Origin of the sequence: Stutzerimonas marianensis, assembly GCF_022810315.1 — a bacterium.
GTDB lineage: Bacteria > Pseudomonadota > Gammaproteobacteria > Pseudomonadales > Pseudomonadaceae > Stutzerimonas > Stutzerimonas marianensis.
This window is the reverse complement of sequence record NZ_JALGRD010000003.1, coordinates 412718-426695: the sequence shown is the minus strand read 5'-3', so window position 1 is coordinate 426695 and position 13978 is coordinate 412718. Positions and strand designations below refer to the sequence as shown.

The window sequence follows — 13978 nt, the reverse complement described above, 5'->3', positions numbered from 1 at the left end:
TCATTCCAAGCCCGAAACAAGACCAGAAACCATAGCGGCACCGGACGGATCAGACGTTCAGCCTGACCTCTCCAACTCCAGCCAGACCGAAAGTGATCGTCTGTCCCGGATCAGCCCAATAAATACCAGTCCAACTGCCTGTAGCAATAAGGTCGCCGCCGCGCAAAGGCGTGCCTTGCGCTGCAGCGTGTCGCGCTAGCCACGGCAGAGACGACAGTGGATCGAGAAAAGGATGCGAGCCTTTAGCGTTGACTACTTCGTGGCTATCAACCCATAGTTTCGCGGTTTGGTGTGACCAATTTGGCAGATCCAATAGCTGTACGGCATCGCCAAGAATGAGAGCGCGGTTGAGCTGTTGGTCGGCAAGTCGAAGCAACGGATCGGCATCTATTCCGCCTTCCAGACGTGTGTCGCAGAGTTCAATCGCTGGTAACCACGCATCAATCGCGAAGCGGATTTCGGTCAGATCAGGGGCGTTGGGAAGATCCCGCCCTAGACGGACAACGAGCTCACCCTCGATACCGAGTGCGGTGACGTAACCGGGCGGTACGTGCCAGCCTGATCGATGGATCGCAGTAGCCTGGACCGCCGCCGCGCTGATCATGCCGCCAGGGGAGCCCCCAAGTTTCCAGGCGGCCGGACGCGCGCCGTCGAACCAACCTAGGGCATGACCGACCCGGCGTTGTACAGCGTAGGCCGCGGCGGTGTCGGGCAAAGCCAGCCCGCTGAGAGGCTGGCGCTGGCCCGTGCGCCAGGCGGTTATCAAGCGCTTGGCAACGGCGTCGATGTGAGCCTCGCTCACATCGGGATCTCGGTCTGCCGGCGGCGCGGCTTGGCCGGCTCGGGCCGGGCACAGGGCAGGAACTGACCACGGCCTGCGTCGCCGCGTGGCTGTTCGCCGTCCCATACGACGTCACCCCGGGACAGCGTCATCGCTGGCCAGGCGCTCAGATGCATGCCGGCATAAGGGGTGTAGTCCACATTGTGGTGCAGGCGGTCATTGTCCAGGTGGAAGGTTTGCCCTTCGTCCCAGATCACCAGGTCCGCATCCGAACCGATGGCAATGCTGCCCTTGCGCGGATAAAGACCGTAGAGCTTGGCGGCGTTGGTCGATGTGAGGGCGACGAAGCTTTGGGGCGTGATTCGCCCGGTACGTACGCCCTCGGACCAGAGCAGGGCCATGCGCGTCTCGACTCCGGGAATGCCGTTGGCGACCTGGTCGAACGACACTTGCTCGCCATGCGCTTTCTTGCCGCCCGGGCCGTCGTAGCGGAACGGCGCGTGGTCCGAGGAGAACACCTCGAACGAGCCGTTCTCCAGCCCGTCCCAGATGACCTGCTGGTTGGCCTTGTCCCGTGGTGGCGGGCTGCAGATGCACTTGGCACCCTCGAAGCTGTCGTCGCAACCCAACGAGTCGGCGGTGAGGAACAGATACTGCGGGCAGGTCTCGGCGTAAACCTTGAGGCCGTTGCTTTGCGCCCAGCGAATCTGTTCGACAGCCTCGCGGCCGGAAACGTGGACGATCAGGATCGGTACGTCCACCAGTTCCGCCAGAGCAATGGCGCGATGGGTCGCTTCGCGCTCCACCAGCATCGGTCTCGACGTGGCGTGGTAGCGGGGCGCCGTGTGCCCGGCGGCAAGCAGACGCTCGGTGAGCCAGGCGATGCAGTCGGCGTTCTCGGCATGCAGCATCACCATCGCGCCCTCACGGCGAGCGACCGACAAGGTGTCGAGGATTTCACGGTCGCTGAGCTTGAGTGCGTCGTAAGTCATGTAGATCTTGAACGAGGTGTAGCCCTCGGCAATCAGGGCCGGCAGTTCGTCGCGAAGGACCTCGGGTGTCGGGTCGGTGACGATCAGGTGGAAGGCATAGTCGATCACCGGCTTCTCCCCAGCACGGCCGTGATAGTCCTCCACGGCGGCGCGCAGGCTCTTGCCCTTTTCCTGACAGGCGAACGGAATCACCGTTGTGGTTCCGCCGCAGGCTGCCGAAACGGTGCCGCTAAGAAAGTCATCGGCCATGACCGAGCCATCACCAGTGGGCTGGTCAAGATGTACATGGCTGTCGATGCCACCGGGTGTGACGTGACGTCCTTTCGCATCGATTTCGCGGGCACCGGCCGGCAGGTCGAAGCCCAGCGCGGCGATGCGCCCGTCACGGATGCCGATGTCGCTGGTGAAGGTGTCCGCGGCCGTGACCACGCGGGCGTTACGAATGACGGTATCGAATGGTTGCATGTCAGGCTTCCTGAAGTAGCCGGCCCCAGCCGGTGATGCGACGGGTATCCACCCCAGCGTGGCGCAGCATGTCCCAGATCACCGTGGTCACGGTGTCGAACACCGGGACGCCGTGTTCGGCTTCCCAGTGGGCGACCCTGTGAGCGGCATAGAGATTGGTGCAAAAGGTGGTGATTGCCTGCGCGCCGGCCGCGACCACGTCCGCGACCTGGCGGTCCAGCGTGGCGTCATCGACCAGGGCGAAGGCGAAGTTTTCTTGGATCCCCAGATGACTTTCGGCGCGGGCGTCGATGCCGACCGTGGCGTAGTTGGCGATGATCCTGCTTTGCACGTCGGCAAGGTACGGGGAAACCAGCCCCAGCCGCCTGATGCCGAAAGCCTCCAGCGCTTTGTTCAACGCAAGGACGGATGTGCTGGAGGGCACGCCGGTGGCCTCGGTGATGGCCGCGCACAGCGCTTCATCCTGATCGAACCCCAGCCAGCCGGCGGAGGTACCGCTCCAACCGATCGCATCGACATGGGCGTCGGCGAGCAGCTTCGCGGCATCCAAGATGCGTGTCTGCTGGAACTGCCCGAGCGCGTCGGGACTGAGGGCGATCTGGGTCACGGAAAACCGCGCGAAGTGCACGCTGACTTCCGGCAGGCCGGAGACCAGCCGTTGGGTCAGCGGCTCGAGCGAGGTATTTGAAGAGGGCGTGAGGATGCCCAGGCGGATACGTTGGCTCATCGGGGAGTTCCAGCGACGGACGGATAGGGACGGAGCGGCTTCGGGCAGCGCTTCCACAGGGCCTGACAGACGCGGTCGGCCTCGGCGCGTATTGCAGCATCGTCGACACGGGTGGCGCGGCCCTGGTCGATGACCAGCTCGCCGTTGACAAGAACGCTTTCCACGTCGGCAGCGGTGGCGTTGTGGATCAGGCTGCCCAGCGGGTCGATGCAGGGCGTGAGGTGCAGCTGACGAAAATCGAGGATGGCGAGGTCGGCGAGCATGCCCACGGCGACCAGGCCAAGGCGATCCGCCCAGCCCAGGGCGGTGGCGCCGTTGCCGGTGCCCATGGCGAAAACGTCACGAGGCTGCCAGTCGTCTGCCACGAAGCCGGCTTGCAGACGGCCGATGGCCAGGGTCCAGCGCATCACCTCGATCATGTCGCCGTGCATGGTGTCGGTGGCGAGGCAGATCGGCGCGCCGGCATCAATCAGACGGCGGGTCGGCGCGATCCGCCCGGACATTGCATTGCCCACCGGGATATGTACCACGTGCGCGCCGCTGCGGCCGAGCCGCGCGATATCTGCCTCGTCGACGTGAATGCAGTGGCCAGCCAGCAGGCGGTCGTTCAACAGGCCCAGCTCATCCAGCAGCTCCACGGGGGAACGGTCGTGCCGTGCGCGGACCCAGTCCACCTCGTCCTGACTCTGCGCGAGGTGGGTGCTGATGGGTAGATCGTGCCGCTCGGCGAGGGCAGCAATCTCACGCAGGAACTCGACCGAACAGGTATCCGGTGCGTGGGCGGTCAGGTGCACCTGGATACGGCCATCGGCCTGCCCAGCCCAGCGTTCGACGAACGCGGCGGCGCGCTCCAATTGCCGCTCGCCACGGGCGCGATCGAAGCGACGGTCGCCTTCCAGCACCGAGGCGAAATCGACATCCGCCAGGCGCTGGCTGGCGAACAGGCGCACACCGGTTTCTGCCATGCCGGCAACGGTAGCTTCGGCGTGGACGAAACTGTCCACCAACGTGGTGCAGCCGGCGCGCAGCGCTTCCAGCGCACCGAGGCGCGACAGGGCGAGTGCTTCGTCCTCGTTCAGCCAGGACGCCTGGGGCAGGCCCGGCGTGTAGGACGGGGCAAAACCGCAATCGGGCGCCACACCCCGGACGAAATTCAGGCCAGCGTGGTAATGGGTGTTGACGAAGCCAGGGGTGACGACCCGGCCGGGCAAGGCGAGGGTCCGAGCCGCTGCCGGGCGTTCGTCGCCGATGAAGGCTATCTGCTTGCCACGGATACCCAGATTGGTCGTGCGCGCGACGCCGCCAGCCAGCAGCAATGTCGCATCGGTGATCAGCAGGTCGAGCATGTCGTCGGTCATCAGGCAGCCATCCATCCGCCGTCCACCATCAGGGTGGTGCCGGTCATGAAAGTCGAGTGGTCACTGGCGAGGAACAGCACAGCCAAAGCGATATCTTCAGGGCGCCCCAGGCGAGGCCAGGGAGTGCGGCTGGACGCACGAGCAAGCACGTCCGAGGCCACCGCACGGCCGCCCGCACCTGTCTGGATCTTGCCCGGCGCCACGGCATTGCAGACCACGAGGTCGGCCGCGTAGTCCGTGGCGATCTGCCGGGTCATGTAGTCGATCGCCGCTTTGGTGGTGCCGTAGCCCAGGTCTCCGGGCGCGGCGATCAGGCCGTGCTGGGACGACAGGTTGATAAGCCGGCCGCGCACCTCATTGACGGGGGGCTGCTTCACCATTTGACGCACGGCGGCGCGGCAGCAGCGGTAGACGCCGGTCAGGTTGACGTCCAGCAGGCGCTGCCAGTCGGCTTCGTCGAGCTCCAGCAGCGGCCGTGCATGGCGAATGCAGGCATTGTTGATCAGCACGTCCAGGCGGCCGAAACGTGCCACGGTCTGCGCCACGAGCGCGTCGACCTGAGCGGTATCGGCGACATCGGTGCGGAAGAAGGTGGCGCTGTTGCCGTCGCGGGCGATGAGCTCGGCTGTCGGATCGCCACCTTCGATGACTTCGGTCGTCACGTCGGCGATCACCACGTCGGCGCCATTGGCAGCCAGCTGCCGGGCAATGGCACGGCCAATGCCGGAGGCTGCGCCGGTGACGATGCAGACCTTGCCGCTCATGTCGAACCGGGCGGAGGGAAACGGGATGTGCTCAGTCATGGTGTGCTCTGGCGCCGGATAGATCGGTGCCGTGCTCCCTGATCCAATGGTGGTAGTCCGCTTCCGCCTCGGTCAGCCCGAAGCGGGGCCGGAAGGTGCTGTTGCCAAGGAGCCGCTGGATCGACATGGAGGCGCGGTCGTAGTCAGCGAAATAGTCAATGTTGGCCCGTTCGCCCGATTCGGCCAGGCGCCAGCTGAAGTCCGGATAGCGAGCCGCGATGCAGGCGCACCAGTCGGCCAGGCTCCATTCGAATCCGGCCGCCAGGTTGTAGAGCGGATAGGCCCAGCTTGGTTGATCCAGCAGCGTGGCCATGGCAGCCGCTACGTCGCGTACGTACAGCCAGTCGCGTCGGCCAGCACGGGGAAGGATGGCCGTTTCGCCGTCTCGGGTGCGTACCAGAACCTGCAGTGGCGGACTCAGTGTGTCCCGTACGCCGGTGTCCGCCTCCCAAGGGCCGAAGCAGGTGCCCAGACGGCCAACCACCAGTGGCAGGCCTCGTATGGACGCCAGCCGCATGGCGGCCTCTTCGGCGGCACGCTTGGACATGCCGTAGAGGCCTTCCGGCAACAGCGGGGTGTCGTCTTCGCGTAGCGCCACCGGCGAACGCCCGCTTCGTCCGTATACGGAACCGGAGCTGGCATGCAGTACACGCTCGACCCCCGTATCGGCGGCCGCGTTGAGTGCAGCAAGCACACCGCCGACGTTGACCTCAAAGATCGTCTGCGCGGCATGCCGCTCGCGCGCCTCGTCGGCAGTGATCGCGGCCAGCGTAACGACGCGCTGCGGGCGGTGCTGGCTCATCTCGGCACGCAGTGCATCGACGTCCCGTACGTCACCGATGGTGGACACGAACCGACCGGGTAACGCTGCGAACGCGCGGTTGGCGGCTTCGGTCGGCGGTGAACGATCGAAACCGATTACCGTCTCGCCCGTCGCTAGCAGGTGCTCGGCGAGCGCAAGGCCTACGAAGCCACTGCTTCCAGTGATCAGCGTGGTCATCTCAGGCCGATTCCTTCACCGTTTCCGGGCGCAACAACGAGAGGATGTGGCGTTTGTAGTCGTTGAACGCAGCGCTGGTCGGGTCGCGTGGCCGCTCGAGCTCGATGGGCAGAAGCTCGCGGATTCGTCCCGGCCGAGCCGACATCACGGCGACGTGGGTGCCGAGCGCCAGTGACTCATCGATGCCGTGGGTGACGAACACGATGGTGCTCTGGCTTTCGCGCCAGATGCGGATCAGCTCACCGTGCATGTCCATCTTGGTCTGCTCATCCAGCGCACCGAACGGCTCGTCCATCAGGATCACTTCCGGATTCATCAATAGCGCACGGGCGATACCGACGCGCTGGTTCATGCCGCCGGAAAGCTCGCTCGGGAAGTGATTCTCGAAGCCTCTCAGGCCCACCATCTCGATGTAGCGCTGAGCCTTTTCGCGCCGGTCGGCCTTGCTGGCGCCGCGCATCTTCAGGTGGAAGGCGACGTTTTCCCAGACGGACAGCCATGGCATCAGGTTGGCCTGCTGGAACACGACGCCTCGGTCGGCTCCCGGCTCGGTGATGACCTGACCGCCAACGGTGACGGTACCGGACGACGGCTTGTCGAAGCCAGCGATCATGTTGAGCAGGGTGGACTTGCCGCAGCCGCTCGGACCGAGCAAGCAGAGGAACTCGTTGCGCTTGACCTGAATGCTGACGTTATCCAACGCGGTGACGACCTGCTTGCGCTGGCTGTCTTCGAACACGCGGGACACGTTGTCGATGGTAATCAGAGCCATGGTCTTCATCCTTCCTTCGCTTGCAGGGTGGAGCCGCGCTGCCAGCGCAGGACACGACCGGCGATGTACTTGATTACGTAGTCGCTGAGGAAACCGAGCAGGCCGATGCTCACCATCGAGGCGATGACGATGTCGTAGCGCAGGAAGTAGTACGAATCCCACAGCACATAGCCGACCCCACTTTTCACCGCGACCATTTCGGCCGTCACGGTGAGCATCCAGGCCGAGCCGATGGCGATGCGCAGACCGGAGAAGATGCTCGGCAAGGCGGCAGGGAACACGATGTGGCGCAGCAGCTTCGACGGCGTGCCGCCAGTCATGGCGCCGGCGCGCAGCAGGTTGCGGTCGCAGGTCTTCACGCCGTGAATGGTGCTGAGCAATACCGGGAAGAACGAGCCCATGAACACCAGGAAGATGGCAGGCTTGTCGGCGATGCCGAACCAGATGATCGCCAGCGGGATCCAGGACACCGGTGGGATCGGTCGCAGCGTCTGCAGCGTCGGCTCGATCAGCGCTTCGACCTGGCGCGACCAGCCGATGGCCATGCCGATGCCAACGCCCAGTACCGTTGCGATCAGAAACCCGGCGAACACCCGGCCGGAACTCGCCGCAATATCGGACAGCCAGCGCCCGGAATAGCTCTGGGTGTTGCCGTCCGTGGAGAAGATCCAGTCCGCCCAGGCCAGCATGACCTGGGACGGGGCCGGCAACAGCGCGGGCGGCAGGATGCCTGAGCGGGAGAAGGTCTCCCAGCCGGCGAGGAGCAGGACCGGCACTATGAAGCGCTCGATCCTTTTATAGAGGCGTTGCGAGAGTGAAGAAGACATCACGGGTCCTGAATCAATAGCCGAGGTCGGTCTTGGACTTGCCGGTCACTTTTTCCAGGAAGCTGTAGTCGAGGTTCTTCTCGACCGCCTCGGTGACGTCCGTGTTGATGTACTTCAGGTCGCGCATCATCTCGGCGATGGCCACGGCGGACTCGCGGTACATCCTGTAGTCGGGATACAGGTTGTCGACCGCGCCGGTGGCGATGGCATTGTCGAGGCCTGTGACCTTCTGAATGGTGTCGACGAAGAGCGGTTTGTCGTCGGCCATCATCTCGTTGACCTTAACGATGGCGCGTACGGCCTCCTCAACGCCTTTCGGGTTGTTCTTGATCACGTCCGAGCGGGTGACGATCAGGTTGGTCAGTTTTCCAGCGGCCTGCTCATATGGAAAATCGAAGAATTTGGCGGCCTTCACTTCCCGGATTTGGGTGGCGAACGGATCGACCGACGTGATCAGCTCGACTTCGCCTCGGCGCAGCGCCTGTACATGGTCGGACGGGTTGGGGATATTGATGAACTGCACATCCTTGTTGATATCGATGCCATGGGTCAGGAACGCGCCTCGCATATGGATGTCCTGCGCATTGCCACGGGAAGCCGCGACCCGGAAGGGCTTGCCTTCGTCTTTGTATTGCGCGATCACGCGCTTCAGGCCTTCCCAGTCACCCGGCTCGACGGCCAGGTCGTTGCCCACGAGAATCTGGGACCCGCCATTGATCTGGCCAGAAATCCCCACGATGTCGAAGCCCTTGTCGAGTGCGGTGGCGTAGTGCAGATAGGTGACCTGCGCTACATCAATGCTTTTGGAAAGCAGGGCCGTGAGCACGTCGTTGCCGGTGTTGAAAGAGATAGCGTCTAGTTTCACGCCCGTGGTGTTTTGCGGAGTGAGCGACAGCGGCGTGCAGTGGGCGCACTTGGCGTAGCCCAGCTTGATCGGTTCGGCTTCCTGCGCTTGGCTCAGAGCAGGGGACAGGGCGGCAGTAAACATCAATGGCGCCAGCAGGGCGCCGGCAGCGCGCTTGAGTACAGCATAGGACGAGTGGATGGGTCGCATGTCGAGGCTCCGTGATTGTCACAAAAATTATGTCTCGTTGTGGCAAAACGTTTGCAACCGCTATGCCACCATTGTGGAAACTTCCGGGTCAGGCTTGGCACGGACCATTCGCGATCTTGCTGCAGCGCCGGTATTCAGGGCATTGCGGCACGTCGATATATGATCTCGACCGCTGCGATCTGGCTGGCTGGGAGGCGTACATGTGAGGTGAAGCGCGGACACCTCATGCGCGATGAAGGTGCAAGTTGCAGAGAAATGTTCCCCAGCGGTGCAAGTTTGCACAATTACTCAATTTTTTGTGACAATCCTCTTCGCCGATGTAACAGGCGAAGGGCAGGTGCAAGGAATCGATGTGTTGACCGAGAAAGAACCTTCACGCTCGCGCAAAGCGCGCAGCGCCGGACAGATACTGGGAACGAATGACAAACTGGACGCAATATACGAGCGAATCCTGGCTGCCGTGATGGAGCACCGCCTGATTCCCGGAACCAAGCTAGTCGAGGAGAAGCTCGCCAGCGTGTTCCACGTGAATCGGACCCGGATCCGCGAGGTGCTGTCCCGGCTGGCCTATGAAGGGGTGGTGACCACCATTCCGAACCGTGGCGCCTTTGTTGCCAGCCCGTCGGTGGAAGAGGCCCGGCACATCTTTCAGGCGCGCCGAATCATGGAGCCAGCGCTGATTCGCAGCCTGGTAGACAAGGGCACCGACGAGGACTTCCAGAAGCTGCATGCACATGTCGCCGAAGAGCGCGACGCCAGGGAGCGCGGTGACAAGCGCGCAGTGATCAGACTATCTGGAGAGTTCCACTTGCTGATCGCCGAAATGGTCGCCAGCCCACCGCTGATCAAACTGATGCGTGAACTGTCATCGTTGACTTGCCTGATCATCCTGCTCTACGACTCGCCCAACGTCCCGGCCTGCCCGAACCATGAGCACACCGACATCATCGCGGCGATGGAAGAAGGCAATATTGAGAAAGCCATTGCGCTGATGATCGGACACCTCGATCACATCGAGGCCACGCTAGATCTTTCGCTGCCCGAGGACACCGAAGTGGACCTCGAAGCGATATTCGGTTGAGCCGGTGAGCACACCAAGCGCATTGAAACTGGCGGCGCGGGTCCGCTCCGGCGAGACTCGCGCCGTCGCGATTGCCGAGCGCCAACTGGCACGGATCGCTGCGTTGAATCCGTCACTTAACGCACTTGTGCAAGTGGATGCCACAGACGTACGGCTCCAAGCAGCGCTTATCGACGCGCGCTGCGCCGCTGGTGAAGATCTGCCGCTTGCCGGCGTTCCGGTCACTATCAAGGATAATCTGTGGCTGCAAGGGCAGATCAGCACCTGTGGGTCCTGGCTCTACCGCAACCACCGTGCGCCGCGTGACAGCTGGGCCGTTGCCCGCCTGCGGCAGGCCGGCGCCCTGCTGGTGGGCGTGAGCAACTGTTCGGAATTCGCCTGCAAGGGGGTGACCGACAACCGCGTATATGGCGCGACCTGCAACCCTTGGGACCTGAACCGCACGCCTGGCGGCTCATCCGGTGGCGCCGCCGCAGCAGTGGCCGCCGGACTGGGAATGTTAGCCCTGGCCACCGACGCCGGTGGCTCCTCGCGTCGGCCCGCGGCACACTGCGGTGTCGTGGGTTTCAAACCGAGCGCTGGCCGGATCGCCGATCCTTGGGGCTTTCCCGTCATCGGGCGCGAACTGAATGTGATCGCCCAATTGGGACGACGTGTCACCGACGTCTCACTGATGCTCGACGTGCTCACCGGCGTGCACTCGGCGGACCGCTTCTCCACGCCCATGCCAACGGTGGCGGCCCGCCCGCTCGAAACCTTGCGCATCGGTTACAGTCTCGACCTTGGGCTGGGCTATACCGTCGATGCGGATGTTGCCGCGCTGTTCGAGCAGACAGTGAGTCGATTGCAATCGGCCGGCCTGCAGCTACGGCCGTTCGCGCCCCGCTGGCCGCAGGGGGTGCCCGCCGCCCCGCTGTTGGAAGCGCAGCATGCGGAACTCGCCGCGCATTTCGGTGAGGCTTACCGCTCCGATCCGACCCGCTTCGATCCGGCCATCGCCGAGCAGATCGAAGCCGGCTTTGCGGTACCTGCGACGCGGATGGTGGCGCTGGCCGCGCTGCGGGACGCCATCGTCCGCAACACGGCGACCCTGTTCGAAACGGTGGACCTGCTGTTGTGCCCGACCGTCCCGGTCGAGCCTTGGTCACTGGATTTGCTCGGGCCTCCGACCATTGGCGGCCGGCCGGCCGGCCCGCGTGGTCATGCGGTCTTCACTCCGCTGTTCAACCAGGCTGGCGTTCCCGCGCTGTCGGTCCCCTGTGGGGTGGGCGCGCAGGGATTGCCGCTGGGGTTGCAAATCGTAGGGCCACGCTTTCACGATGACGACGTGCTCCGCCTGGGAGCGTTCGTCGAGGACACACTAGCCCTGGAAATGGCACCCCTCGGCTTCTCCCAGATGCCCGACACGTTGGAGCAGGCATGAAACTGTTGATCGTCAATCCGAACATTTCCCGGAGCGTCACAGATCTGATCGAGGCGGAAGCCCGGCGCGTAGCGGCCCCCGACACGGTGATTACGATGGCTACGGCCGCTGCCGGCGTGGCCTACATCGAGACGCGCTTCGAAGCCCTACTAGGGGCGCACGCCGTGGCCACCATCGCCGGTGAGCGGCTTGGCGAATACGATGCCTTGCTCGTCGCGGCCTTTGGCGATCCAGGCCTGCAGGCGCTGAAGGAGGCGCTGGACGTACCCGTCGTCGGGATGACCGAGGCGGCCCTGATGACGGCGGCCCAGCTTGGCCAGCGCATCGGCATCATCGCCATCTCCCACCGCATCACCGCGTGGTACCGCGAGTGCGTCGACCAGTACGGGCTGTTGTCACGCCTGGCATGCATCCGCCACCTGAACGATCCCCTAAGCGATCCAGGGACCGTCCAAGTTGACCATGCCGCCCGTTTGCTAGAACTCTGCAGGCAGGCAGTCTCGGAGGACGGTGCAGACGTGCTGATCCTAGCGGGCGCGCCCCTGGCGGGTTTGGCACGTAGTCTGGTCGGCCAGTTGCCGGTTCCTGTCGTAGATGGGGTATCGAGCGGGGTCTGCCAAGCTGAATTACTCGTGCGGTTGAAGCCTGGCATTGCTAGGCAAGGGAGCTTCGCGCGCCAGCCGATTAAGGATAATGCTGGCCTGCAATCGGCGATCGTTACCTTATTGAACTATCAGAACGCCTGATCTGGGCTGTGGTTCGCTTCCCTTGAAGAGCTGCTGGTCACGACCGGCCAATAGCAGCCGTTCAAACTTGCCTGACGTGGCAACCCCTTCAGCGAATCAGCATCTGCTCAACCAGCCACTGTCCAGCCGGCCCTAGCGGGGTACGGCGAGACCAAGCAACGTCGATATCCACGCGTCGTGGGTAGCCAGGGATTTTGAGTTCTACTAATCCATTCCCGAACCTGTCGACCATAGCCACAGGCAGTTCTGCCCATCCGAATCCACGCCCTGCAAACTCCATGAGTGTGAGGTAGTCAGGGGCTGACCATGCCTGTCCTCGGCTTCGCTGAGCGCTAGGCGCATAGGTACGAATACAGAGCTGACGCTCCGGTTTAAGGTGCTTGGCACGAACGTCTGAAATGCTTGCCAGGCGATGATTCACGCTGACATACACACCGAACTCCGCTCTGACAGGAAGTCGTGCCACAGCTACATCTGGTGGGTACTCAGGTTGCGAGGCAAGGATTCCAATGTGCACCTGCTCCCGCTGGAGCATATGGATTACATCCGCATCCTCGGAGGGGCCACAGCGAAGCTCTGTATCAGGGAACTTGGCATCGAAGCCGGCCATGATTTCGCTGTAGAAAACGAAGTTGTAGATATCCGTCATGACCACGGAGAGCAGAGGCTCCACCTGACCCGCCAAGCGAACTCCCAGTGCGTCCAATCGCTCACTCTCGGCGAGGATTGCCTCGACTTTGATCAGTACCAGCCGACCTGCGTCATTGAGCACAGGGTGACGGCCACCTCGATCAAATAAAGTGCACCCGATATCCGCCTCTAGGTTGGCGATTGCGATGCTGATGGTCGATTGGCTTTTCTTGAGTTTCCGAGCCGCGGCGGAGAACGAACCCAGTGCGGCGGCCTCCACGAAAGCAATTAGGGACTCTGGTGAGTAGCGCATATGTATAGATAAAACCGATGGGTGCTATATAGTCAGTATCAGTTTTATCAAAGAGCATGTGAAGCCTGACTTCAACGAATAAGGCATTCACATGGCTACCAACAACGCGTCTGTAACCGAGCGCATAATTCATGCAGTCGGCTACGAGCTGATTGCAGTCCTGATCTTTGCACCCGCACTGGCATGGGGGCTAGATAAGCCCATTGAAAGCGCAGGCGCCTTGGCCATAGTCACCTCGATCATCGCGATGCTTTGGAACATGGCATTCAACGCAATTGTTGATCGCTGCACGACCTCTGAAAGAATTAACTGGAGCATCACCGTTCGGCTTCTCCATGGCCTGGGATTCGAAGCTGGGGTGATTGCCATGTGCGTGCCCCTGGCAGCGTGGATGCTGGACATCACTCTCTGGCAGGCATTCCTCGTAGAGCTGGGTTTCTTCGCTTTCATCCTCCCGTACACCGTCGCTTACAACTGGGGCTTCGACAAGATCAGCTACCGCTTCTTGCGAACAGAAAGGGCGATAGCTTGACGCCCCTTGCCCAAGTCTAGAAAACGTCTTAGTCGGGGGAGTCAGCCCGCAACTTGATAGGACTTTGAAGCATGCAGGGCGTTGCTCCCTGCTTTAGCAACCCTTGTATCCTGATCTGGTTTAACCCCCGACACTCCGACTGCGCCAACGACCTCCTCGCCGACTTTGATCAACACTCCACCTTCCAATGGTGTGATCTGAGGCGCCCCGACGAAAGCGAACCGGCCACCATTGACCATGTCTTCGTAGACTTTGGTATCACGACGACCCAGTGCAGCGCTTCTTGCCTTCTCCAGGGCGATGTATGCCCCAATCGGTGCGCACCCATCCATTCGCTCGAACGCGACTAGATGGCCTCCATCATCAACGACAGCAATACCGACCGACCATCCGTTAGCGAGTGCTTCAGCGCGCGCAGCTTTCATCACCTCGGCAGCATCGTCATACGCGAGAGCCAATTTAGTTTGCATAGCC

The 13978-nt window shown here is 62.7% G+C and carries 15 protein-coding genes; 4 read left to right on the top strand and 11 right to left on the bottom strand.

Annotated features, from left to right (window positions below; all coding sequences use genetic code 11):
* Positions 1 to 49 precede the first annotated feature (49 nt).
* From MST27_RS07615 to MST27_RS07575, 9 genes are read right to left on the bottom strand one after another with little or no spacing between them, the layout of a single operon-like run.
* A complete protein-coding gene (locus MST27_RS07615) occupies positions 50 to 802 on the bottom strand; it encodes a 2-keto-4-pentenoate hydratase (RefSeq protein ID WP_243605380.1) in 753 nt (250 codons plus the stop codon).
* Positions 799 to 2238, bottom strand: coding sequence for a dihydropyrimidinase (gene hydA, locus MST27_RS07610; protein ID WP_243605379.1), 1440 nt, complete (start codon positions 2236 to 2238; stop codon positions 799 to 801). Before hydA ends, MST27_RS07615 begins: the two co-directional genes overlap by 4 nt.
* A gap of 1 nt (position 2239) precedes the next feature.
* On the bottom strand, positions 2240 to 2965 hold the full coding sequence (locus tag MST27_RS07605; RefSeq protein ID WP_161612405.1) for a maleate cis-trans isomerase family protein: 726 nt from the start codon (positions 2963 to 2965) through the stop codon (positions 2240 to 2242).
* On the bottom strand, positions 2962 to 4323 hold the full coding sequence (locus MST27_RS07600) for an amidohydrolase family protein (protein WP_161612404.1): 1362 nt from the start codon (positions 4321 to 4323) through the stop codon (positions 2962 to 2964). The genes MST27_RS07605 and MST27_RS07600 overlap by 4 nt, the downstream gene beginning before the upstream one ends.
* Positions 4323 to 5126, bottom strand: coding sequence for an SDR family NAD(P)-dependent oxidoreductase (locus MST27_RS07595; protein ID WP_202634137.1), 804 nt, complete (start codon positions 5124 to 5126; stop codon positions 4323 to 4325). Before MST27_RS07595 ends, MST27_RS07600 begins: the two co-directional genes overlap by 1 nt.
* On the bottom strand, positions 5119 to 6126 hold the full coding sequence (locus MST27_RS07590; protein ID WP_161612403.1) for an NAD-dependent epimerase/dehydratase family protein: 1008 nt from the start codon (positions 6124 to 6126) through the stop codon (positions 5119 to 5121). The genes MST27_RS07595 and MST27_RS07590 overlap by 8 nt, the downstream gene beginning before the upstream one ends.
* Position 6127: 1 nt before the next feature.
* Positions 6128 to 6898: an ABC transporter ATP-binding protein gene (locus MST27_RS07585; protein ID WP_161612402.1), complete on the bottom strand. Its 771-nt coding sequence runs from the start codon at positions 6896 to 6898 to the stop codon at positions 6128 to 6130.
* 5 nt (positions 6899 to 6903) lie between these two features.
* Positions 6904 to 7725: an ABC transporter permease gene (locus tag MST27_RS07580; protein ID WP_161612401.1), complete on the bottom strand. Its 822-nt coding sequence runs from the start codon at positions 7723 to 7725 to the stop codon at positions 6904 to 6906.
* 13 nt (positions 7726 to 7738) lie between these two features.
* On the bottom strand, positions 7739 to 8779 hold the full coding sequence (locus MST27_RS07575; RefSeq protein ID WP_243605378.1) for an ABC transporter substrate-binding protein: 1041 nt from the start codon (positions 8777 to 8779) through the stop codon (positions 7739 to 7741).
* Positions 8780 to 9011: 232 nt separating this feature from the next.
* Between MST27_RS07575 and MST27_RS07570 the strand changes: the two genes are divergently transcribed.
* The 3 genes from MST27_RS07570 to MST27_RS07560 are packed head-to-tail and all read left to right on the top strand — an operon-like array spanning position 9012 to position 12029.
* Complete coding sequence (locus MST27_RS07570; protein WP_161612399.1) at positions 9012 to 9860, top strand: GntR family transcriptional regulator; 849 nt, start codon at positions 9012 to 9014, stop codon at positions 9858 to 9860.
* A 4-nt stretch (positions 9861 to 9864) separates the two neighbouring features.
* Entirely contained in the window at positions 9865 to 11283 is a 1419-nt protein-coding gene (locus tag MST27_RS07565) for an amidase (protein WP_243605377.1), read from the top strand.
* Positions 11280 to 12029 carry an aspartate/glutamate racemase family protein gene (locus MST27_RS07560; RefSeq protein WP_161612397.1) on the top strand — a complete coding sequence of 250 codons (750 nt, stop codon included), beginning with the start codon at positions 11280 to 11282 and terminating at the stop codon, positions 12027 to 12029. The genes MST27_RS07565 and MST27_RS07560 overlap by 4 nt, the downstream gene beginning before the upstream one ends.
* An 88-nt stretch (positions 12030 to 12117) precedes the next feature.
* Here the strand turns inward: MST27_RS07560 and MST27_RS07555 are convergent, their stop codons facing one another.
* Positions 12118 to 12972: a LysR family transcriptional regulator gene (locus MST27_RS07555; protein ID WP_243605376.1), complete on the bottom strand. Its 855-nt coding sequence runs from the start codon at positions 12970 to 12972 to the stop codon at positions 12118 to 12120.
* 91 nt (positions 12973 to 13063) lie between these two features.
* Between MST27_RS07555 and MST27_RS07550 the strand changes: the two genes are divergently transcribed.
* Positions 13064 to 13504, top strand: a complete 441-nt coding sequence (locus MST27_RS07550) for a multidrug/biocide efflux PACE transporter (protein WP_243605375.1) — start codon at positions 13064 to 13066, stop codon at positions 13502 to 13504.
* Between the two features lie 41 nt (positions 13505 to 13545).
* Here MST27_RS07550 and MST27_RS07545 read toward each other — a convergent pair whose 3' ends face one another.
* Positions 13546 to 13974: a heme-binding protein gene (locus MST27_RS07545; RefSeq protein ID WP_243605374.1), complete on the bottom strand. Its 429-nt coding sequence runs from the start codon at positions 13972 to 13974 to the stop codon at positions 13546 to 13548.
* Positions 13975 to 13978: the final 4 nt, after the last annotated feature.

Coding starts and splice junctions, on each gene's coding strand:
- MST27_RS07575 (WP_243605378.1), bottom strand. CDS start 8,779: ATGCGACCCATCCACTCGTCCTATGCTGTACTCAAGCGCGCTGCCGGC.
- MST27_RS07580 (WP_161612401.1), bottom strand. CDS start 7,725: ATGTCTTCTTCACTCTCGCAACGCCTCTATAAAAGGATCGAGCGCTTC.
- MST27_RS07600 (WP_161612404.1), bottom strand. CDS start 4,323: ATGACCGACGACATGCTCGACCTGCTGATCACCGATGCGACATTGCTG.
- MST27_RS07590 (WP_161612403.1), bottom strand. CDS start 6,126: ATGACCACGCTGATCACTGGAAGCAGTGGCTTCGTAGGCCTTGCGCTC.
- MST27_RS07545 (WP_243605374.1), bottom strand. CDS start 13,974: ATGCAAACTAAATTGGCTCTCGCGTATGACGATGCTGCCGAGGTGATG.
- MST27_RS07585 (WP_161612402.1), bottom strand. CDS start 6,898: ATGGCTCTGATTACCATCGACAACGTGTCCCGCGTGTTCGAAGACAGC.
- MST27_RS07605 (WP_161612405.1), bottom strand. CDS start 2,965: ATGAGCCAACGTATCCGCCTGGGCATCCTCACGCCCTCTTCAAATACC.
- MST27_RS07570 (WP_161612399.1), top strand. CDS start 9,012: ATGAAGGTGCAAGTTGCAGAGAAATGTTCCCCAGCGGTGCAAGTTTGC.
- MST27_RS07595 (WP_202634137.1), bottom strand. CDS start 5,126: ATGACTGAGCACATCCCGTTTCCCTCCGCCCGGTTCGACATGAGCGGC.
- MST27_RS07555 (WP_243605376.1), bottom strand. CDS start 12,972: ATGCGCTACTCACCAGAGTCCCTAATTGCTTTCGTGGAGGCCGCCGCA.
- hydA (WP_243605379.1), bottom strand. CDS start 2,238: ATGCAACCATTCGATACCGTCATTCGTAACGCCCGCGTGGTCACGGCC.
- MST27_RS07560 (WP_161612397.1), top strand. CDS start 11,280: ATGAAACTGTTGATCGTCAATCCGAACATTTCCCGGAGCGTCACAGAT.
- MST27_RS07550 (WP_243605375.1), top strand. CDS start 13,064: ATGGCTACCAACAACGCGTCTGTAACCGAGCGCATAATTCATGCAGTC.